The sequence below is a fragment of the Streptomyces sp. NPDC017991 genome (assembly GCF_044328075.1).
Taxonomy (GTDB): Bacteria; Actinomycetota; Actinomycetes; order Streptomycetales; family Streptomycetaceae; genus Streptomyces.
On the sequence record NZ_JBIRGP010000003.1, the window covers coordinates 901004 to 921587 of the forward strand.

A 20584-nucleotide genomic window follows, 5' to 3' on the forward strand; every position below is an offset into this window, starting at 1 on the left:
CGTATCAGGACTGGCTTTCACAGCGCTTTTCACGCAGGCGCGCGGAGGGGGGAGGATAGACGCATGCAGCCACGGAACATGTCCATGAGCGGAGTCGTCGACCTCGCCGCGGTGAAAGCGGCCCAGGAGGCCAAGGCGAAGGCGGAGCAGGCGCGCGCCGAAGCGGTAAGGCAGGGGGGCGGGGCCGTTCCCGCCGTGTCCGCGTCGAGTCTCGTCATCGACGTCGACGAGGCGGGTTTTGAGCGGGACGTCCTGCAGCGCTCCACCGAGGTGCCGGTCGTCATCGACTTCTGGGCCGAGTGGTGCGAGCCGTGCAAGCAGCTCAGCCCGCTCCTGGAGCGGCTCACCGTCGAGTACAACGGCCGGTTCGTCCTCGCCAAGATCGACGTCGACGCCAATCAGATGCTGATGCAGCAGTTCGGGGTCCAGGGCATCCCGGCCGTCTTCGCGGTGGTGGCCGGCCAGGCCCTGCCGCTCTTCCAGGGCGCCGCTCCCGAGGCGCAGATCCGGGGCACCCTGGACCAGCTCGTCCAGGTCGCCGAGGAGCGGTTCGGGCTCACCGGCGTGACCGTGGACCAGAGCGCGGAGGACACCGGGCGTGACGACGCCGCCACGGCCCCCGAGGTCCCGGTCGGCCCGTACGACGCGCTGCTCGAAGCCGCCGTGCGGGCGCTGGACGCGGGTGACCTGGGTGGCGCGGTCCAGGCGTACAGGAACGTGCTGAGCGACGACCCCGGGAACACCGAGGCCAAGCTGGGTCTCGCCCAGGCCGAGCTGCTCCAGCGGGTGCAGGGCGCGGACCCCCAGCAGGTGCGCAAGGAGGCCGCGGACCGGCCCGGTGACGTACCGGCGCAGATCGCCGCCGCCGACCTGGACCTGGTGGGCGGCCATGTGGAGGACGCGCTGGGACGGCTCGTCGACACCGTGGCGCGTACGGCGGGTGACGACCGTGACGCGGCGCGCGTCCGGCTGCTGGAGCTCTTCGAGGTCGTCGGCGGCGATGATCCGCGTGTGACGGCCGCGCGCAGGGCGCTGGCGCGCGCTCTGTTCTGACCAGTCGCTAAACGCCGCGCCCGGTGATGCCCGGGTGAAGGATTTGCCGCCACGGCTGCACAGTGGCCGCGCTTTACCAAAACTTGGTAAACGCGGCCACTGTTACTGGGAGTAAGTCCAAGGCGGTGATCTGTCGGATTCCGTCCAATCTTCGATCACTTTGTCACCTCCCTCGGGGCCACCCTCGGTGGTCGGCCGACACCGACAGGTCGTTGTTCGGTTATCCGGCCGTTACTAGCCAGTAACGAACCCCCTTGTGCGGGCGGCGAGAATGCACCACGATCGGCGACGCTCGGTCCATTTCCCTCCCCCGACAACCACTCGGGTCAGCGGGTTTTCTTGGGTCCCCACCGAGTAGGGGCGGCGGCAGTGGCGCCGGTCCTTGGACAGGGGGGTCTTCGCCGCTCGGCGGAGCCTGTCCGGCAGGTTGTGCGTGAAGTGTTCAGGCGCGACCAGTGGTTGTCGCTCGGGGGTGATCGCCGGTGATTCGGGTGCGTTGCGCGCCTCCGGGTTCGGGCGCTCTCCTTCCCGAGGACGTAGCACTTCTCCCATCCCTGCCCGGCTGAGCCGCTGTCTGGCGGCGGCCAGGGCCGGAGATGTACGTCCGAGAAGGAGGAAATATGGAGTCCCAGGTGCGTGGCGGGACCAGATGGAAGCGGTTCGCCGTTGTCATGGTGCCCAGCGTGGCCGCCACGGCGTGCATAGGCATCGCCCTTGCACAAGGCGCTCTCGCCGCGTCGTTCAGCGTGTCGGGTCAGTCGTTCAAGGTGACGGCGGACGAACTGGTCGGTACCGGCTTCTCGCAGTACGGAGCCATCGACCAGGGGTACACGCTCAAGGGCGACAAGACGGCGCACCCGGTCGCGGTGTCGGCGTTCGAGAGTGCCACGATCACGAACATGTGCCAGTCCGTGGTCACCCCGAACATCCCGTTGCTCGGTTCGGTGACCCTGCGGCTGAATGCGGGCGGCAAGGGCCACGACGCGGTCGAGGCCAAGCAGCTCTACATCGACGTCGAGGACCTGGAGGCCGATGCGACCTTCACCAACATCGACATCGGTGTTGCGGCGAAGGACGCCACCAAGGGTCCGGGAATCGCCAAGGGTGACCAGGCGAACCCCTACGGCTTCGCCCAGCAGGCCGACAAGGCCGTGCTGACGGGTGTGAAGCAGACGGCGTGGGCGACCACCGCCGGCACCTTCAAGCTCAGCGGCCTGAAGATGTCGCTGTCCAAGGGTGTCAACGAGTGCTACTAGGCACTCTTCGGGCGGGTGGGGGAGCTTCTGCTGCCTCGCCCGCCCGTCCCCCTACTTCGTAGTACGTGAACCTCTCACAGCAACGCCGTTCCAGGGAGCTGTTTTCCATGAGCGCCGAGACTCCTGCAGGGAATCCTGCCGCGCGCGGTCAATTCACCTACTGGCGGCTGCGGTTCCGTGTCTGGCGTGGTGGCCGTCCCTTCTGGGCCGGCCTGTTCATCCTCCTCGCGGGATTCCCGATCGCGTACTTCCCGTACGCGAACCTTCAGATCGGGCATCTCACGCTGGCCATGGCGACGACCGCGGGTGCCGGTTCGCTCATCATCGGAGTGCTCCTGGGCGTTCTCGGAATCAGCCTCTGGTACCAGAAGCACGTGCGGGTCTTCGCCGGTGTCGCGTCGATCCTGCTCGGGCTGGTCTCCATCCCCGTGTCGAACATCGGCGGCTTCCTGATCGGCTTCCTGCTGGCCCTGGTCGGCGGCGGGATGGCGGTCGCGTGGGTGCCGGGCGACCAGTCGGCCGCACACCGGACCGAGACGGACCGTACGGACAAGGGAGGCGTTCCGCAGGCCGCGCCGGCCGACGGGGCGAGCGAGCCGAACGATCTGTCAGGAACGAGCCCCACCAACGGGGCGAACGGGAGGCACAGTGCCGGCTGACGAGGTCCAATACGCGGACTCCGCGGGCGAGTCCCGTGAGAGAACCGGGCCGCGGCACGCAGCCCCCAGGAAACCGCTGTTCACCAGGCTGCACGTGCCCGCGGGCAAGGCGATAGCCATAGCGTCGATGCCGACCGCGATCCTCATAGGCATGGGGTTCACGCCGACCCTCGCCCAGGCCGACGACAAGCCGTCGGCGAAGAACCTCACGATCGACGAGTACAAGGACTGCGTCGAGGCGCTGGACGACAGCGCCAAGGACGACAAGGCCGACGAGGAGCAGGACGCGACGGCGACCCCGTCGCCCTCTGCCTCGGCCTCGGCTTCGGCGAGCGCTCCCGCCTCGGACGACGACTCCGCGGGCGACGGCTCGACGGGTGACGGCTCTTCCTCGGATTCAGGTTCCGAGGACAAGCCCGACCCCACGCCGTCCGCCTCGACGAGCAAGCCGGCCGAGTCCGGGGGCGGGGCGTCCACGCCGACGCCCAGCCCCTCGCAGAGCAGCGGCAACGTCCTGGACGAGATCGGCGACGCGCTTGAGGACATCCTCACGCCCGGCGGGAAGGAGACCGCGACCCCCACCGCGGAACCGTCCGCCACGCCCAGCCCCTCGGCCACGAAGAGCGCGTCCGACACGGTCGACGACGCGAAGGACGCGGTCAAGGACACGGCCGGCAAGGCCGAGGACACGGTCGAGGACGTGACCGGCACGGCGTCCGAGGCCGCGAAGGACGCCACGGAGAAGGCCGAGGACGCGGCCGACGAGGCCACCGCCTCCCCGACGCCCAGCCCGTCCGCCAGTTCCACCACGGACCCGGACGACTGCCCGGCCGCCACGGACGACGAGAGCGGTGTCGAGCAGGGCATCCCCGCCCTGGCCGACGACCCGTGGATGCTGGAGGCCAGCTCCCTGACCCTCAAGGGCGCCGACTACCAGGGCATCGTCAAGGTGAAGACCGCCAACGGCTCGGTCAAGAAGGTCCTGAAGTACGTGATCTCCAACGGCACCGACATCGGCGACCTGCACCAGACGGTCGACGACAAGGACGCCGGGGTGCGTTACCACGTCCAGGCGGGCAGCGGCACGACGTCCACCATCAAGGGCGGCAAGACGGTCATGTACACGGAGAGCATCTCCGGGAACCTGCTCGGTCTGATCCCGATCACGTTCGACCCGGAGAACCCTCCGCCGCTGAACATCCCGCTGATCTACTTCACAAAGGTGAAGGTCGTCCAGGCCGCCCAGTTCGGCGGAGACCTGACGATCCCCGGGATGCGGCAGTACAACACGCCGCTCGGCTAGGACGGTTCGTTCGGCATGAGGAACGGCTGAGGGCGCTCCCTGCGCGGCAGGGAGCGCCCTCAGCTGCGTACCGGAGGCGGTCAGCCGCCCAGGTGGTGTACGCGGACCATGTTCGTGGTGCCCGTGACGCCGGGGGGCGAGCCGGCGGTCATCACGACGATGTCGCCGTCGCTGAAGCGGTTGAGCTTGCGCAGCTCGCTGTCGACCAGTTCGACCATCTCGTCGGTGCTGTGCACGAACGGCACGACGTGCGACTCGACGCCCCAGCTCAGCGCGAGCTGGTTGCGGGTGCCCTCGTCCGTGGTGAACGCCTGGATGGGCTGGGCCGCACGGTAGCGGGAGAGGCGGCGCGCGGTGTCACCGGACTTGGTGAAGGCCACCAGGCCCTTGCCGCCCAGGAAGTCCGCGATCTCGCACGCGGCACGGGCGACGGAGCCACCCTGCGTACGCGGCTTCTTGCCCGGCACGAGCGGCTGCAGGCCCTTGGAGAGCAGCTCCTCCTCGGCCGCGACGACGATCTTCGACATCGTCTTCACGGTCTCGATCGGGTACGCGCCGACGCTGGACTCCGCCGACAGCATGACCGCGTCGGCCCCGTCGAGGATCGCGTTGGCGACGTCGGACGCCTCGGCGCGCGTCGGGCGGGAGTTGGTGATCATCGACTCCATCATCTGGGTCGCGACGATCACCGGCTTGGCGTTGCGCCGGCACAGCTCCACGAGGCGCTTCTGCACCATCGGGACCCGCTCCAGGGGGTACTCGACGGCCAGGTCGCCACGGGCCACCATGACGCCGTCGAAGGCCGCCACGACGGCCTCCATGTTCTCCACCGCCTGGGGCTTCTCCACCTTGGCGATGACGGGGACCCGGCGGCCCTCCTCGTCCATGATCTTGTGGACGTCGTTCACGTCGTGGGCGTCGCGCACGAAGGACAGCGCGACCAGGTCGCAGCCCATCTGCAGGGCGAAGCGCAGGTCGTCGACGTCCTTCTCGGACAGCGCCGGCACGTTGACGGCCGTACCGGGCAGGTTGATGCCCTTGTGGTCCGAGATGACGCCGCCCTCGATGACGATCGTCTTCACGTTCGGGCCGTCGACCTCGACGACCCGCAGCTCGACGTTGCCGTCGTTGATCAGGACCTGGTCGCCCTTGGAGACATCGCCCGGCAGACCCTTGTAGGTGGTGCCGCAGATCGACTTGTCGCCCGGGACGTCCTCGGTCGTGATGGTGAACTCGTCACCGCGCTCCAGCTCCACGGGGCCCTCGGCGAAGGTCTCCAGCCGGATCTTCGGGCCCTGGAGGTCGGCCAGGACGCCGATGGCGCGGCCGGTCTCCCGGGCGGCGGAGCGGACCCGCTCGTAGCGGCCCTGGTGCTCGGCGTGGGAGCCGTGGCTGAAGTTGAAACGGGCCACGTTCATGCCGGCCTCGATCAGCGAGACGAGCTGTTCGTGGGAGTCGACGGCGGGACCGAGTGTGCAGACGATTTTGGAACGGCGCATAGGGCGATCCTATCGGTTTGTTTCGCTTCGGAATATTCCGTCTGGTGGAAGATACAAATGGGCGGGTGCGCGCTCAGGCGTGGACCTGACCGGCTGTTTTCCCGTCGTTCTCCCGGCAGACTTTCTAATGTTTTCGAGGCTTTTTCAGGCGGCCCCGGCGTTTCCGTCCTCCACGAGCGCGTACGTCTGGTTCGCGATCTCCAGTTCCTCGTCGGTCGGCACGACGGCCACCGCGACCCGCGCGCCCCCGGGCGAGATCAGCCGCGGCGCGTCGGACCGTACGGCGTTCAGGCCGCCGTCGACGGCCAGGCCGAGCGAGTCCAGGCCCGCGATCGCGGCCTCGCGCACCGGGGCCGCGTTCTCCCCGACGCCGGCGGTGAAGACCACCGCGTCGACGTGGCCCAGTACCGCGTAATACGCGCCGATGTACTTCTTCAGTCGGTGTATGTAGATGTCGAAGGCGAGCTGTGCCGGTGCGGCGTCCTCGCCGCCCTCGTCGATACGGCGGCGGATCTCCCGCATGTCGTTGTCGCCGCACAGTCCGAGCAGCCCGCTCTTCTTGTTGAGCAGAGTGTCGATCTCGTCCGTGGACATGTCGCCAACACGCGTCAAATGGAAGATGACCGCCGGATCCACGTCTCCGGAGCGCGTACCCATCACGAGTCCCTCCAAGGGCGTCAGTCCCATGGAGGTGTCCACGCACCGGCCCCTCTCGACCGCGGAGGCCGAGGCGCCGTTGCCCAGATGCAGCACGATGACGTTCACGTCCTCCGGGGCCCGGCCGAGCAGCCGCGCCGTCTCGCGGGACACGTACGCGTGCGAGGTGCCGTGGAAGCCGTACCGGCGGATGCGGTGCTCGTCGGCCGTCTTCACGTCGATGGCGTAGCGGGCCGCGGACTCCGGCATCGTCGTGTGGAACGCCGTGTCGAAGACGGCGACCTGGGGGAGGTCCGGGCGCAGCGCCTGAGCGGTACGGATGCCGGTGAGGTTGGCCGGGTTGTGCAGCGGTGCCACCGGGATGAGGCGCTCGATCTCGGCGAGGACCGCGTCGTCGACGACGGTCGGCCGGGTGAACTTCCGGCCGCCGTGCACGACCCGGTGGCCGATCGCGGCCAGCTCGGGGGAGTCGATACCGAGCCCGTCGCGGGACAGCTCCTCGGCGACCGCCTTCAGCGCGGCCTCGTGGTCGGCGATCCGTCCGTCGCTCTCGCGGGCCTCGCCGCCCGCGGCCAGCGGGGAGTGCTTGAGCCTGGAGGTCTCCTCGCCGATCCGCTCGACGAGGCCCGCGGCCAGCCGGCTGCGGTCGCTCATGTCGAGCAGCTGGTACTTCACCGAGGACGAACCGGAGTTGAGGACGAGGACGCGGACACGGTTGGCACTCACTGGGCGGAAACCTTCGGGGTCGGGGTCGCGGTCTGGGTGGAGTCGGGGGAGGGGTCCCCGTGCACCGCGCCGGCCGGGGGCTGTGCCTGGGCCTGGATCGCGGTGATGGCGACCGTGTTCACGATGTCCCCGACGAGCGCGCCCCGGGACAGGTCGTTGACCGGCTTGCGCAGGCCCTGCAGGACCGGTCCGACGGCGATCGCGCCGGCCGACCGCTGCACGGCCTTGTACGTGTTGTTGCCGGTGTTGAGGTCCGGGAAGATCAGCACGGACGCCTGCCCGGCGACCTTCGACCCCGGCAGCTTGGTCGCCGCGACGGACGGCTCGACGGCCGCGTCGTACTGGATCGGCCCCTCGACGCTCAGATCGGCACGGCGGGAGCGGACCAGCTCGGTGGCCGTGCGCACCTTGTCGACGTCCGCGCCCGAGCCGGACGTGCCGGTCGAGTACGAGAGCATCGCGATCCGCGGCTCGACCCCGAACTGCTCGGCGGTGGCGGCGGCCTGGATGGCGATGTCGGCCAGCTGCTCCGCGTCCGGGTCGGGGTTGACCGCGCAGTCGCCGTACACGAGGACCTTGTCGGCGAGGCACATGAAGAAGACCGAGGAGACGATCGAGGCCTCCGGCTTGGTCTTGATGATCTCGAAGGCCGGGCGGATGGTGGCCGCCGTGGAGTGCACCGACCCCGAGACCATGCCGTCGGCGAGGCCCTCCTGGACCATCAGCGTGCCGAAGTAGTTCACGTCCGAGACGACGTCGTACGCCAGCTCGACGGACACGCCCTTGTGGGAACGCAGTTCGGCGTACCGCTCGGCGAACCGGTCGCGCAGTCCGGAGGTCTGCGGGTCGATCAGCTGGGCGGCGCCGAGGTCGATGCCCAGGTCGGCGGCCTTCTTGCGGATCTGGTCGACGGGGCCGAGCAGGGTGAGGTCGCAGACACCGCGGCGCAGCAGCACCTCGGCGGCGTGCAGGACGCGCGGCTCGGTGCCCTCGGGCAGCACGACGCGCCGCTTGTCGGAGCGGGCCTGCTCCAGGAGCTTGTGCTCGAACATCATCGGCGTGACACGGCCGCTGCTGGGCGCCGAGACGCGCTTGAGGAGGCCGCCGGTGTCCACGTACCGCTCGAAGAGGCCCAGCGCCGTCTCCGCCTTGCGAGGCGTGGCCGCGTTCAACTTGCCTTCCATGGCGAAGAGTTCGGACGCCGTGAGGAAGGACCCCGTCTCGACCGCGATCACCGGGGTGCCGGGGGCGAGGCGGGCGGCCAGGGTGAGGACGAGGTCGCTCGGGCGCTCGTTCAGGGTGAGCACCACGCCCGCTATGGGAGGGGTGCCGGCGCTGTGCGCGGCGAGGGCGCCCACCACGAGGTCGGCGCGGTCGCCGGGGGTGACGACCAGGCAGCCCGGGGTCAGCGCGCCCAGGAAGTTCGGCAGCATGGCGCCGCCGAAGACGAAGTTCAGCGCGTCGCGCGCGAGCCCCGCGTCGTCGCCGAGGAGCACCTTGCCGCCGAGGGCGTGGGTGATCTGGGCGACCGTCGGAGCGGAGAGCGCGGGCTCGTCCGGCAGTACGTAACACGGCACGGGCAGGCGGTTGTCGAGCAGTCCGTGGATGTCCCCGCGGTCGGCGGGGGCGACCCGGTTCACCACCATCGCGAGGACGTCGCAGCCCAGGCCGTCGTAGGCGCGGAACGCGTTGCGGGTCTCCGCGAGCACCGACTCCACGGTCTGCTTGCGGCCGCCCACTACGGGGATCACGGACGCGCCGAACTCGTTCGCCAGACGGGCGTTGAGCGCCAGCTCGTCCGGGAACTGCGTGTCGGCGTAGTCCGTACCGAGGACGAGGACCACGTCGTAGTCGCGGGCCACCCGGTGGAAGCGGTCGACGAGCTGCGAGACCAGTTCGTCGGTGCCCTGGTCGGCCTGGAGCGCGGACGCCTCGTGGTAGTCCATGCCGTAGACCGTCGCGGGGTCCTGCGCGAGGCGGTAGCGGGCGCGCAGCAACTCGAAGAGCCGGTCCGGTCCGTCGTGGACGAGGGGGCGGAACACCCCCACCCGGTCCACCTGGCGGGTCAGGAGCTCCATGACTCCCAGCTCGATGACCTGGCGGCCGTCACCTCGGTCGATCCCGGTCACGTACACGCTGCGCGTCACGCGTGCTCTCCGTTTCCTCCGATATCGGTAAAAACGCAGCCGACGTCGTCGGCTGAGCCCTCTTGACAATACCTCCGGGCATGGCTAAGGCGCCCGTCAGGCCCGGGGCGGACGGGCGCTCCGGAGGGGCGGATGAGGGGCTCGCAGGGCTTGACGGGGGCTTGAGGGGGGCGCGGCAGCGGTCGCGGGGGCGCGAAGGGTGCGGACAGCGGCCCCCCGTGGCCCATGAAACAATCGGACTGGCTCTCAGGCACCACAGGAGACACGGCCCCACAGCGAGCAGGAGACACAGCACGATGCGTATCGGAGTTCTTACCGCAGGCGGCGACTGTCCGGGACTGAACGCCGTCATCCGGTCGGTCGTGCACCGGGCCGTCACCAACTACGACGCCGAGGTCGTCGGGTTCGAGGACGGCTACGCGGGACTGCTCGAAGGCCGCTACCGCAGCCTCGACCTGGACGCCGTCAGCGGCATCCTCGCCCGTGGCGGCACCATCCTCGGCTCCTCCCGGCTCCAGCGCGACCGTCTCCGCGAGGCCTGCGAGAACGCTCAGGACACCGCGCGCGAGTTCGGTATCGACGTCCTCATCCCGATCGGCGGCGAGGGCACGCTGACGGCGGCGCGGATGCTGTCGGACGCGGGCCTGCCCGTGGTCGGGGTCCCCAAGACGATCGACAACGACATCTCGTCGACGGACCGCACCTTCGGCTTCGACACCGCCGTCGGGGTCGCCACGGAGGCGATGGACCGCCTCAAGACGACCGCCGAGTCCCACCAGCGGGTGATGGTCGTCGAGGTCATGGGCCGCCACGCCGGCTGGATCGCCCTGGAGTCCGGCATGGCCGCCGGCGCCCACGGCATCTGCCTGCCCGAGCGGCCGTTCGACCCGGCCGACCTGATCAAGATGGTCGAGGAGCGCTTCGCGCGCGGGAAGAAGTTCGCGGTCATCTGCGTGGCCGAGGGAGCCCACCCCGTCACGGGCAGCATGGACTACGGCCACGGCGAGATCGACCAGTTCGGCCACGAGCGCTTCCAGGGCATCGGCACGGCACTGGCGTACGAGCTGGAGCGCCGCCTCGGCAAGGAGGCCAAGCCGGTCATCCTCGGCCACATCCAGCGCGGCGGCACGCCGACCGCGTACGACCGGGTGCTCGCGACGCGCTTCGGCTGGCACGCGGTGGAGGCCGCGCATCGCGGTGAGTTCGGCCGGATGACGGCGCTGCGCGGCACGGACGTCGTGATGGTGCCGCTGGCCGAGGCGGTCACCGAGCTGAAGACCGTCCCGAAGGACCGGATGGACGAGGCGGAGTCGGTCTTCTAGGCACGCGGGCTGACGCGCGCCGTCAGCCCGAGCGAATCCTCAGCCGTCGCGAACCCTCAGCCCGCGCGAACTCTCAGCCGTCGCCGTACCTCTCGCGGTCGCGCCGGATCGTCGTCCAGAAGCGGTCGACGATCCGGTCCAGGAAGTCCCGGCCCGCGTCGTCGGCCTCGGCCGCCGCCGGGCCGGCGCCCCAGCTCAGGGTCGGCACCATCCGCCCCTGGTACTCGGTGTGCAGTGCCCGCAGCGCGTGCCCCACGATCCGCCGCTCCAGCGTCAGCAGCTTGCCCACCGGGCGGACGTACGCCTGCCAGCGGGTCGTCACCGCGCCGCGCAGCATCATCGCCAGCTTCGGCTCGCGGCCGGTGACCGTGACGTGGTCCGCCGGGGAGAGTTCGAGTACCTGGGCGAGCGCCGCCGACTGCCGCTCGCTGCCGCGCCATTCTCCCGCCTCCTCCATCCGTACGTACGCGAGGAGTTCGAGCCCCACGGCGCGCGCCACGTCCTCGGCCGGCAGGCCGCGTGCGATCCGGTGCTCGCGCAATGTCCGGGGCGCGCCGATGAGTTCGCTGGGTGAGCACCACAACACGCCCGCCAGGGCGATGAGTTCACTGTTGCCGGGAGTGACCAGGCCCCGCTCCCAGGCGTGGACCAGGTCGGGCGTCACATGGGGCAGTCCGAACGAGGTCCGTATCCCGTACGCGACATGCTCGGGACCCATGCCGAGGGCGATACGCAGGTTCCGGGCGGTCGGGGCGTCGAAGGGCGGGGTGGGCTGCGGGGCCGACGTCTGGTGCACGGGCACAACGTATGGGCGCGGGGCTGCGGTGACTACGGTCTGTTCGGCCAGGATCACGGATTGTGCGAACCTACTGTTTCGGACAGTTGTCCAGGGAACGCGCACATAGGCCGTCCTGTCTGGAGAGCGGCGCGCACGCGGGCGGACGGTCGCGGCGCGTGGGCCCCGGGCGGCTCCGGCATGCGCCATGAGCAGCGTCGACGGGCATATGCGGGACGAGTCCACCGATAGTGGAGCGCGGGCCTCCGGTGGGCGGGGCGAAGGGCCGGTGATGACCGGTTCCGCCGCCTCTTGGGGTCCCTGGCGCGCTCGGCGGCGGCGCGGGCCCCGGAAACGCGCGGCGCGAACCATTCGGTGCCCGGGGTGTCCACGGGCGGTGACGGCGGCCGAACACACAGTGCCGGCACAGGGGGAGCACAGGTCCGCCGAGGGTCACAGAGGGATAACCCTCGGATCATCTGACGGGCACTGACATGTATAGGTCAACGGTGCCATTCTTCCCCCAGCCACGGCCCCCGGCTTCCCCCACGGCCTGCCCGCGGTCACGGACCCGCACCCCCTGCTCAGCTCGTCCCGGGCAGCACATCCCGTCTGCCCGGGCTGTCACCGGCCGCCGACCCGCGGCCGTCGCAGTAGGAGTACGAGTGAGACGAATCCCCCGCCAGGCGGCCGCAGCCGGAGCCCTGGTGGCCACCGCCGCCCTCCTGGCCGTCGGTGTACAGACAGTCCCCGCGTCCGCCGAGCCCGCCGCCCCCCACCCGAGCCCCGTACGCGCCGGGGGCCTCACGGCCGAGCTGACCCCGGCCCAGCGCACCGCGCTGATCAGGAGCGCGGCGAAGAAGACCGGCGTGACCGCCGACTCCCTGGGCCTCGGCGCCAAGGAGAAGCTGCTCGTCAAGGACGTCGTCAAGGACAACGACGGCACCCTCCACACCCGCTACGAGCGGACCTACGCCGGGCTCCCGGTCCTCGGCGGCGACCTGGTCGTGCACACCCCGCCCGCCTCCGTGGCCACCGGCACGGTGAGCACCACCTTCGCCGGCAAGCGGACCCTCAAGGTCTCCTCCACCACCGCGACCTACACCAAGTCGGCCGCCGAGACCAAGGCCCTCAAGGCGGCCGAGGCGCTCGACGCGCAGGACCCCACCGCCGACAGCGCACGCAAGGTGATCTGGGCCGGCGACGGCACCCCGAAGCTCGCCTGGGAGACGGTCGTCGGCGGTCTCCAGGACGACGGCACGCCCAGCAGGCTGCACGTCATCACCGACGCGGGCACGGGGGCGAAGCTCCACGAGTTCCAGGACGTCAAGACCGGCACCGGCAACAGCCAGTACAGCGGCACGGTCACGCTGAACACCACGCTGTCCGGCTCGACGTACCAGCTGTACGACACCACGCGTGGCGGCCACAAGACGTACTCGCTCAACAACGGCACCTCGGGCACCGGCACCCTGATGACCGACGCCGACGACGTGTGGGGCACCGGGTCGGGCTCCAACACCCAGACCGCCGGCGTGGACGCCGCCTACGGCGCCCAGACGACCTGGGACTTCTACAAGAACACGTTCGGGCGCAGCGGCATCAAGAACGACGGTGTCGCCGCCTACTCCCGCGTCCACTACAGCTCGGCGTACGTCAACGCCTTCTGGGACGACGACTGCTTCTGCATGACGTACGGCGACGGCACCAGCGGCACCCACGCGCTGACCTCGCTCGACGTGGCCGGCCACGAGATGAGCCACGGGGTCACCTCCAACACCGCGAACCTCAACTACACCGGTGAGTCCGGCGGGCTGAACGAGGCGACCTCCGACATATTCGGCACCGGCGTCGAGTTCTACGCCGCCAACTCCAACGACGTCGGCGACTACCTCGTCGGCGAAGAGATCGACATCAACGGCGACGGCACCCCGCTGCGTTACATGGACGAGCCCGACAAGGACGGCGGCTCCTCCGACAGCTGGTACTCCGGCATCGGCAACCTCGACGTCCACTACTCCTCGGGCCCCGCGAACCACATGTTCTACCTGCTCTCCGAGGGCAGCGGCAGCAAGGTCGTCAACGGCGTCAGCTACAACAGCCCGACCTCCGACGGCGTCGCCGTCGCGGGCATCGGCCGCGCCGCCGCCCTGCAGATCTGGTACAAGGCGCTGACGACGTACATGACGTCGACGACGAACTACGCGGGCGCCCGCACCGCGGCCCTGAACGCCGCGACCTCCCTGTACGGGGCCGGCTCCACCCAGTACGCGGGCGTCGCGAACGCCTTCGCCGGCATCAACGTGGGCAGCCACGTCACCCCGCCGACCGGCGGTGTCACCGTCACCAACCCGGGCAGCCAGTCCTCCGTCGTCGGCACCGCGGTCAGCCTCCAGGTCACGGCCAGCAGCACCAACAGCGGGTCGCTGACCTACGCCGCCACCGGACTGCCCACCGGCCTGTCGATCAGCGGCTCCGGCGCGATCACCGGGACCCCGAGCGCCGCCGGGACCTACAGCACCACGGTCACCGTCACCGACAGCACCGGCGCCACCGGCACGGCGTCCTTCACCTGGACCGTCAGCTCGACCGGCGGCGGCACCTGCACCTCGGCGCAGCTGCTCGGCAACGCCGGCTTCGAGTCCGGCAGCACCACCTGGACCGCCACCAGCGGTGTCATCACCAACGACACCGACCAGGCGGCCCACGGCGGTTCGTACAAGGCATGGCTGGACGGGTACGGCAGCACGCACACCGACACGCTGTCCCAGTCGGTGACCGTCCCCAGCGGCTGCAAGGCCAGCTTCACCTTCTGGCTGCACATCGACAGCGCGGAGACGTCCACCAGCACCGCCTACGACAAGCTCACCGTCACCGCGGGCTCGGCCACCCTGGCCACCTACTCCAACCTCAACAAGGCCACCGGGTACGTACAGAAGACCTTCGACCTGTCCTCGTACGCGGGCTCCACCGTCGCCCTGAAGTTCAGCGGCGTGGAGGACACCTCACTGCAGACCAGCTTCGTCATCGACGACACGGCCGTGACGACCAGCTGATCCCTCGGTAGATCCGGTACGAGTCCGGTACGAGTCCTGGGCGGGGCGGTCACCCCTTGACCGCCCCGCCCAGTGCGAACCCCCCGCCCAGGCGCCGGGCCACCAGCACGTACAGCAGGATCACCGGTGTCGAGTAGATGATCGAGAACGCGGCCAGCTGTCCGTAGACCACCGTCCCGCGGTTGCCGAAGAAGTCGTTGATGCTCACCGACGCCGGCATCTGCTCCGGCGAGAGCAGCAGCATGAACGGGACGAAGAAGTTCCCCCACATCGCCACGAACGAGAAGACGGTCACCACCGCGATCCCCGGGCCCATCAACGGCAGCACGACACGCAGCAGCGACTGGAACGACGACGCCCCGTCCGTCCAGGCCGCCTCCTCCAGCTCCTTCGGTACGCCGTCCATGAAGTTCTTCATCAGCCAGATGGCGAACGGCAGTTGGGACGCCGTGAAGAAGAAGATCGTGCCCTGCATGGTGTCGATCAGGTTCACCTGGACGAACAGCGCGTACACCGGAACCATGATCGCCGTGATCGGCAGGCTCGTCGCGAAGATGATCGTGAGCAGGAACGGGCGGTTCAGCCGGGACCGGAAACGCGAGAGCGGATACGCGGCCAGCGCCGCGCAGACCACCGTCAGCAGGGTCGCGCCGCCGCACAGGATCAGGCTGTTGAGCAGCGGTGTGAAGGTGATGTCCGGCTTCAGGACCGCGTCGAAGTTGTCGAGCGTGACCCCGTCGGGCAGCTTCACCTTCAGCCCGGCGTGCGGGTCGAGGGCGGACAGGATCACCCAGGCCAGCGGCAGGACGAAAGCGGCGGCGACGAACAGGAGGCTCGCGTCGGCGGCGTAACGCCGGCCGGCGCGGCGGGTGTTGAGGGTCGTACGCGCGGCCATCTCAGACCTCCGTCCGCAGCAGGCGCAGATAGACCAGGGAGAAGAGGGAGCCGACCACCAGCAGGAGGAGGGCGACGGCGGTCCCGTAGCCGATCATGCTCTTCTGGAAGGCCTGCTCGTACATGAACAGGGGGAGGGTCTGGCTGCGGTTTCCCGGACCACCCCTCGTCATCACCCAGATCAGACCGAACACCGACAGCGTCTGCAGGGTGTTGAGCATCAGGTTCGTGCCGATGGACCGGCGGATCATCGGCAGCGTGATGTGCCACATCCGGCGCCAGCCGCCCGCGCCGTCGACCTCCGCGGCCTCGGTGATCTCCTTCGGGATCTCGTTCAGGGCGGCCGAGTAGACCAGCATCGAGAAGGCCGTGCCGCGCCACACGTTCGCGAACGACACCGCCAGGATCGGCAGCGTGAACAGCCAGTTCTGGGACGGCAGATGCAGCCAGTCGAGGATCGCGTTCAGTGTGCCCTCGCGGCGGAAGAAGGCGTACAGGAGGAAGCCGGCCACGACCTCGGGCAGCACCCAGGCCGTGACGACGATCCCGCCGGTGACCGTACGGACCGGCTTCGACGCGCGCTGCATCAGCGCGGCCAGGGCCAGGCCCAGCGTGTTCTGGCCGACGATCGAGCTGAGGAACGTGAAGACGAGCGTCAGCCATACGGCGTTGAGGAACGCGTCGTCCTTGAAGGCCGTACGGAAGTTGTCGAAACCGGTGAACGACGACTCGGCCTGGCCGGTGAGCTGCAGATCGGTGAAGGCGATGTAGGCGCAGTACGCGATCGGCCCGGCCAGGAAAAGAACGAGGATGACGAGGGCGGGGGTGACGGGGAGGGCCCGGGTGAGGGCGCGCAGCCGCGGAGCGCGGTTGTTGCCGCGCTCCTTGACGACCACCGCGCGCTCACCGGGACCGGCTCCCCGCTGGCTTACGACCACACTGTGCTCACTTCTTGTCTTGCGGCGCCTTGTTCCGCGGTGTCCGGTCCCGCACCGCTCACTTCTTGATGACCTGGTTGTCCGTGACCGACTTCAGTTCCTCGTCGTAGCCGCTGGCCGCCTCCGCGACCGAGCTGTCGCCCGTCGTCACACCCTCCATGGCCTCCTGGATGGCCGTGGAGACCTTCGGATACGCGGGGTAGGCCGGGCGGTAGTGCGTGTTCGCCACCAGGCCCGTGAAGAACTCGATGCCGGGCTGCGCCTTCGCGTACGCCGGGTCCTCGGCCACGTCCGTGCGCACCGCGATGCCGGAGTTGGCGATGTACCACTTCTGGGCGTTCGCCTTCGTCTGCATGGTCTTGATGAACTCGAAGGCCAGGTCGGGGTTGGCCGCCTTGCTCGGGACGGCCCAGGTCCAGCCGCCCGACATGCTCACCTTCCCCGGTGACTGGCCCGCCTGCGTGGGCATGTACGCGAGGCCCAGCTTCTTGGACCACTCCGGCCACTCGTGGCCGCTGCCCTTCAGCCAGTCCTGCGGGAGCCAGGAGCCGTCGAGGTTGATGCCGAGCTTGCCCTCGGGGAGGAGTTCACCGCGGACACTGGTCGCGAAGTTGGGGTCGAGGGCGTCCGAGACGTCCGGGCCGAGCTTCTCCTTGAAGACCGTCTCGACGAACTCCAGCGAGTCCTTGAACCCCTGGCTGCCGGTGATCCACTTCTTGGACGCCGTGTCGTACAGCGGGCTCTCGGTGGCGCCGGTGGCCGTCCCGTACAGGAGCATCTCGAAGCCCTGCATGGTGGCCGCCTCGCCCGCGGGCTTGCCCGTGTACACGTTCATGGGCGTGACGTCGGGGACCTTCTCCTTGATCGTGCGGGCCGCGTCGAGGATGTCGTCCCAGTTCCTCGGCTGCCAGTCGGCGGGCAGGCCGGCCTTCGCGAAGATGCCCTTGTCGAACCAGAGGCCCCGGGTGTCCGTGCCGTCCGGGACGCCGTACGTCTTCCCGTCCTCCGCCTGCGCCGCAGACTTCGCCGTGTCGATGAACTGGCCCCAGTCGTCCCACTTGTCGAGGTACGGGTCCAGGGGCTTGAGGTAGCCGCTCGTGATGTCGGAGTTGATGAGGAACGTGTCCTCGTAGACCAGGTCCGGCGCGGTCTTGGGGGAGCGGAGCATCTGCTGGAGCTTCGTGTAGTACTCCGAGTCCGGGGCCTTGATCGGGACCAGCTTGACCGTCTTGCCCGGGTTGGCCTTCTCGAACTGCGTCTTGATGTCCGCGAGGTACTCGTCCATGACACGGACCGAGTTGTCCGTCGACTGTTTGTAGGAGATCTCCACGGTGTCCGGATCGCTGCCGGAACCGCTGCCGCAGGCGGTGAGCGCGGTGGCGGTGAGCAAGGTCGCGAGAAGGAGCGGAGTGGGGGTGGGACGCACGGGTACGACCTCCTGCCGGCCGACGTCTTTGTGGCCGTTGTTCGATGGCCCGAACGTAGGAGCAGTGGTCATGCCAGGTCAATGACCTTGCGCGACTGCTCCGTTACGGTCGTGTCTCATCGTGCCCTGTCGCGGCCCGTCGTGGTCCCGTAGCGCCGTGTAGTCCCGCATATGGCCTGATTGTTCGGCCACGGGTACGTGTCCGCCGCCTACCCCTTCACCCACCGGTACTGCAGCTCCGGCCGGCCCACCTGTCCGTACTGGGGGCTCCGCCCGGCGCGTCCCGCGTCCACCAGATGCTCCAGATACCGCCGGGCGGTGATCCGCGAGATGCCGACGGCCTCCGCGACGCCGGTCGCGGTCAGCCCCTCGGCGCGGTCGCGCAGCGCGCGCGTGACCTTCTCCAGGGTGGGCGCGCTCAGCCCTTTCGGCAGAGCGGCCGGTCCTGGCGCCCGGAGCGTGGCCAGGGCCCGGTCGACCTCGTCCTGACCGCTGGCCTCGCCGGCCGCGGCGTGGAACTCGGCGTAGCGGATGAGCCGGTCGCGCAGGGTGGCGAAGGTGAACGGCTTCAGTACGTACTGCACGACCCCGAGTGACACGCCCTCCCGTACGACCGCGAGGTCGCGTGCGGACGTCACCGCGATCACGTCCGCGTGGTAGCCGGCGGCGCGCAGTGAACGGGCCAGCTGCAGGCCGTGTACGTCCGGGAGGTGGAGGTCGAGGAGGAGGAGGTCCACGGGTGTGCGGTCCAGCGCGCGTCTGGCCTCGGCGCCCGTGTGCGCCTTGCCGACCGCGACGAAGCCGGGCACGCGCCCCACGTACAGGACATGCGCGTCCGCCGCGACGGGGTCGTCCTCGACGACCAGGACGCGGATGTCCTGCCCGGGGGAAGGCGTGCTCATGGGGTGCCTCCGTGCGGTGTGGGCGGGGCTTGGGTTTGCGCCCCTGCCTCGGCCCGGGTCCCGGTCCCGGATTCGGTCCCGGTCCCGGTCTCGGGTTCGGGGTGCGGGTTGGTGGGGGCTTGTCGCGCAGTTCCCCGCGCCCCTTCAGGGCGGGGGATTGCGTCGTTCCCCGCGCGCCTGGAGGGATCAGCCTCGGGTTCGGGTTCGGGTTCGGGGTGCGGGGCCGTGGGGGCTGGTCGCGCCGTTCCCCGCGCCCCTTCAAGGCGCGGGGGTGTGGCGGGTTTCGGGGTTGTGGGGGGTAGTGGCAGGCGTGCTTCGAAGGATGCGCCGCCTCCGGGTGCCGTCGTCACGGTCAGGGTGCCGTCGTGGCGGGCCACCGCCTGCCGTACGAGGGCGAGGCCGAGCCCCCGTCCACCGGGCCCCGCCGGCTTCGTGGACCAGCCGCGCTGGAAGACCTCCTCCGTGTGGGCCGGGTCCACCCCCGCCCCGGTGTCGGTGACCCGCAGGACGAGGCCCTCGATGTCCGCGAGCGCGGTGACGGTGACCCGGGCGCCCACCGAGCCCTGCGCCGCGTCCACGGCGTTGTCGATCAGATTGCCCAGGACCGTCACCAGGTCACGGGCGGTGAGGGCGGCCGGGAGCAGGCCGTCGTCGATGCTGCTGTCCTCGGAGACCACCAGCTCGACACCGCGCTCGTTCGCCTGCGCCGTCTTGCCCAGCAGCAGCGCGGCGAGGACCGGCTCGCTGACCGCCGCGACGACCTGGTCGGTCAGGGCCTGCGCCAGCTCCAGCTCGGCGGTGGCGAAGTCGACCGCCTCCTCGGCCCGCCCCAGCTCGATCAGCGAGACGACCGTGTGCAGCCGGTTCGCGGCCTCGTGGGCCTGCGAGCGCAGCGCCGTGGTGAAGCCCCGCTCGGAGTCCAGCTCGCCCATCAGGGACTGCAGCTCGGTGACATCGCGCAGGGTCACGACCGTGCCCCGGCGCTCACCGCCCGACACCGGCGAGGTGTTCACGACCAGCACCCGCGACTCGGTGAGATACACCTCGTCCACCCGCGGCTCACCCGACAGCAGCGCCCCCGTCAGCGGAGCCGGCAGTTCCAGCTCCGCCACCGAGTGGCCCACGACGTCACCGCCCACCCCCAGCAGCTCGCGCCCGCCGTCGTTGATCAGCGCCACCCGGTACTGCCCGTCCAGCATCAGCAGCCCCTCGCGCACCGCGTGCAGCGCGGCCTCGTGGTAGTCGTGCATGCGGCTCAGCTCGGCCGCGTTCATCCCGTGGGTGGAGCGGCGCAGCCGGGCGTTGATGACGTACGTACCGACCGCGCCCAGGGCCAGCGCGGCGGCGGCCACCCCGAACAGCGCCTTGACCTGCCCCTCGACCCGCTGACTGATCTCGTCGACCTTTATCCCCGCACTGACAAGACCGACGATCCGGCCACCGTCATGGATCGGCGTGACCGCCCGCACGGACTCCCCGAGCGTCCCGGTGTACGTCTCGGTGAAGGACTGGCCCAGCAGCGCACGGTCCGTGTGCCCCAGGAAGTGCTTGCCGATCAGTTCCTCGTTGGGGTGGGTCCAGCGGATGCCCTCGGGGTTCATGATCGTGACGAAGTCGACCTGTGCGCCGCGCTGCACCGCCAGCGCGTACGGCTGGAGCGTCCTCGTCGGGTTCGCGGTGCGGATGGCCTCCCGTACGGAAGGGGAGTCCGCGACCGAGCGCGCCACCCCCATCGCCTGGCGGCCCGCCGCGTCCTCGGCCTGGCTGCGGTCGCTGATGTACGTGAAGAGCGCGCAGCCCGCGACGACGACGGCGACGAGCACGGCCTGCATGGCGAAGAGCTGGCCGGCCAGGCTGCGAGGTCGTGGGGCACGGGGGAGGCGCATGGAAACAGTCTGCCTGGCCGGAAATGCGTGAACGTAATGAACGGAAGGGTGACCGCCCTCACACGCTACGAGATAGTCACCGTCA

General features: G+C 69.8%; 15 protein-coding genes. 6 read left to right on the forward strand and 9 right to left on the reverse strand.

Annotation, left to right across the window (positions count from 1 at the left end):
• The first annotated feature begins 63 nt into the window (after positions 1-63).
• From ACH4DZ_RS12555 to ACH4DZ_RS12570, 4 genes are all read left to right on the forward strand, one after another.
• Positions 64-1053 carry a tetratricopeptide repeat protein gene (locus tag ACH4DZ_RS12555; RefSeq protein WP_398287017.1) on the forward strand — a complete coding sequence of 330 codons (990 nt, stop codon included), beginning with the start codon at positions 64-66 and terminating at the stop codon, positions 1051-1053.
• Between the two features lie 620 nt (positions 1054-1673).
• Positions 1674-2309, forward strand: a complete 636-nt coding sequence (locus ACH4DZ_RS12560; RefSeq protein WP_398287018.1) for a DUF6230 family protein — start codon at positions 1674-1676, stop codon at positions 2307-2309.
• A 107-nt stretch (positions 2310-2416) separates the two neighbouring features.
• Positions 2417-2968 carry a DUF6114 domain-containing protein gene (locus ACH4DZ_RS12565; RefSeq protein WP_398287019.1) on the forward strand — a complete coding sequence of 184 codons (552 nt, stop codon included), beginning with the start codon at positions 2417-2419 and terminating at the stop codon, positions 2966-2968.
• Entirely contained in the window at positions 2958-4271 is a 1314-nt protein-coding gene (locus ACH4DZ_RS12570) for a hypothetical protein (protein ID WP_398287020.1), read from the forward strand. Before ACH4DZ_RS12565 ends, ACH4DZ_RS12570 begins: the two co-directional genes overlap by 11 nt.
• 80 nt (positions 4272-4351) lie before the next feature.
• On the opposite strand, the gene pyk is transcribed toward ACH4DZ_RS12570, so the two are convergent.
• The 3 genes from pyk to pta form a co-directional block, all read right to left on the reverse strand.
• Positions 4352-5770 carry a pyruvate kinase gene (gene pyk, locus ACH4DZ_RS12575; protein WP_267027325.1) on the reverse strand — a complete coding sequence of 473 codons (1419 nt, stop codon included), beginning with the start codon at positions 5768-5770 and terminating at the stop codon, positions 4352-4354.
• Between the two features lie 144 nt (positions 5771-5914).
• Positions 5915-7153 (reverse strand): acetate kinase, encoded by a 1239-nt coding sequence (locus ACH4DZ_RS12580; protein WP_398287022.1) that lies wholly within the window; start codon positions 7151-7153, stop codon positions 5915-5917.
• Positions 7150-9300, reverse strand: coding sequence for a phosphate acetyltransferase (pta, locus tag ACH4DZ_RS12585; protein ID WP_398287023.1), 2151 nt, complete (start codon positions 9298-9300; stop codon positions 7150-7152). The genes ACH4DZ_RS12580 and pta overlap by 4 nt, the downstream gene beginning before the upstream one ends.
• A 296-nt stretch (positions 9301-9596) precedes the next feature.
• On the opposite strand from pta, the gene ACH4DZ_RS12590 reads away from it, so the two are divergent.
• Positions 9597-10622, forward strand: a complete 1026-nt coding sequence (locus tag ACH4DZ_RS12590) for an ATP-dependent 6-phosphofructokinase (protein ID WP_398287024.1) — start codon at positions 9597-9599, stop codon at positions 10620-10622.
• Between the two features lie 73 nt (positions 10623-10695).
• On the opposite strand, the gene ACH4DZ_RS12595 is transcribed toward ACH4DZ_RS12590, so the two are convergent.
• Positions 10696-11424 carry a helix-turn-helix domain-containing protein gene (locus tag ACH4DZ_RS12595; RefSeq protein ID WP_398287026.1) on the reverse strand — a complete coding sequence of 243 codons (729 nt, stop codon included), beginning with the start codon at positions 11422-11424 and terminating at the stop codon, positions 10696-10698.
• A 638-nt stretch (positions 11425-12062) separates the two neighbouring features.
• Between ACH4DZ_RS12595 and ACH4DZ_RS12600 the strand changes: the two genes are divergently transcribed.
• Positions 12063-14453, forward strand: a complete 2391-nt coding sequence (locus ACH4DZ_RS12600) for a M4 family metallopeptidase (RefSeq protein WP_398287027.1) — start codon at positions 12063-12065, stop codon at positions 14451-14453.
• A 49-nt stretch (positions 14454-14502) separates the two neighbouring features.
• Here the strand turns inward: ACH4DZ_RS12600 and ACH4DZ_RS12605 are convergent, their stop codons facing one another.
• The 5 genes from ACH4DZ_RS12605 to ACH4DZ_RS12625 all read right to left on the reverse strand — a co-directional run bounded on the left by ACH4DZ_RS12605 (position 14503) and on the right by ACH4DZ_RS12625 (position 20499).
• Positions 14503-15348 (reverse strand): carbohydrate ABC transporter permease, encoded by an 846-nt coding sequence (locus ACH4DZ_RS12605; RefSeq protein WP_398287028.1) that lies wholly within the window; start codon positions 15346-15348, stop codon positions 14503-14505.
• Between the two features lies 1 nt (position 15349).
• Positions 15350-16243 (reverse strand): carbohydrate ABC transporter permease, encoded by an 894-nt coding sequence (locus ACH4DZ_RS12610; RefSeq protein WP_398287091.1) that lies wholly within the window; start codon positions 16241-16243, stop codon positions 15350-15352.
• 100 nt (positions 16244-16343) lie between these two features.
• Positions 16344-17711 (reverse strand): extracellular solute-binding protein, encoded by a 1368-nt coding sequence (locus ACH4DZ_RS12615; RefSeq protein ID WP_398287092.1) that lies wholly within the window; start codon positions 17709-17711, stop codon positions 16344-16346.
• A 209-nt stretch (positions 17712-17920) separates the two neighbouring features.
• Positions 17921-18613 carry a response regulator gene (locus ACH4DZ_RS12620; protein ID WP_398287029.1) on the reverse strand — a complete coding sequence of 231 codons (693 nt, stop codon included), beginning with the start codon at positions 18611-18613 and terminating at the stop codon, positions 17921-17923.
• Positions 18610-20499, reverse strand: coding sequence for an ATP-binding protein (locus ACH4DZ_RS12625; RefSeq protein WP_398287030.1), 1890 nt, complete (start codon positions 20497-20499; stop codon positions 18610-18612). The genes ACH4DZ_RS12620 and ACH4DZ_RS12625 overlap by 4 nt, the downstream gene beginning before the upstream one ends.
• Positions 20500-20584: the final 85 nt, after the last annotated feature.

Excerpts from the sequence above, each read along its gene's own strand:
- ACH4DZ_RS12555 (WP_398287017.1), top strand. The coding sequence starts at position 64 with ATGCAGCCACGGAACATGTCCATGAGCGGAGTCGTCGACCTCGCCGCG.
- ACH4DZ_RS12560 (WP_398287018.1), top strand. The coding sequence starts at position 1,674 with ATGGAGTCCCAGGTGCGTGGCGGGACCAGATGGAAGCGGTTCGCCGTT.
- ACH4DZ_RS12565 (WP_398287019.1), top strand. The coding sequence starts at position 2,417 with ATGAGCGCCGAGACTCCTGCAGGGAATCCTGCCGCGCGCGGTCAATTC.
- pyk (WP_267027325.1), bottom strand. The coding sequence starts at position 5,770 with ATGCGCCGTTCCAAAATCGTCTGCACACTCGGTCCCGCCGTCGACTCC.
- ACH4DZ_RS12590 (WP_398287024.1), top strand. The coding sequence starts at position 9,597 with ATGCGTATCGGAGTTCTTACCGCAGGCGGCGACTGTCCGGGACTGAAC.
- ACH4DZ_RS12605 (WP_398287028.1), bottom strand. The coding sequence starts at position 15,348 with ATGGCCGCGCGTACGACCCTCAACACCCGCCGCGCCGGCCGGCGTTAC.
- ACH4DZ_RS12620 (WP_398287029.1), bottom strand. The coding sequence starts at position 18,613 with ATGAGCACGCCTTCCCCCGGGCAGGACATCCGCGTCCTGGTCGTCGAG.
- ACH4DZ_RS12625 (WP_398287030.1), bottom strand. The coding sequence starts at position 20,499 with ATGCGCCTCCCCCGTGCCCCACGACCTCGCAGCCTGGCCGGCCAGCTC.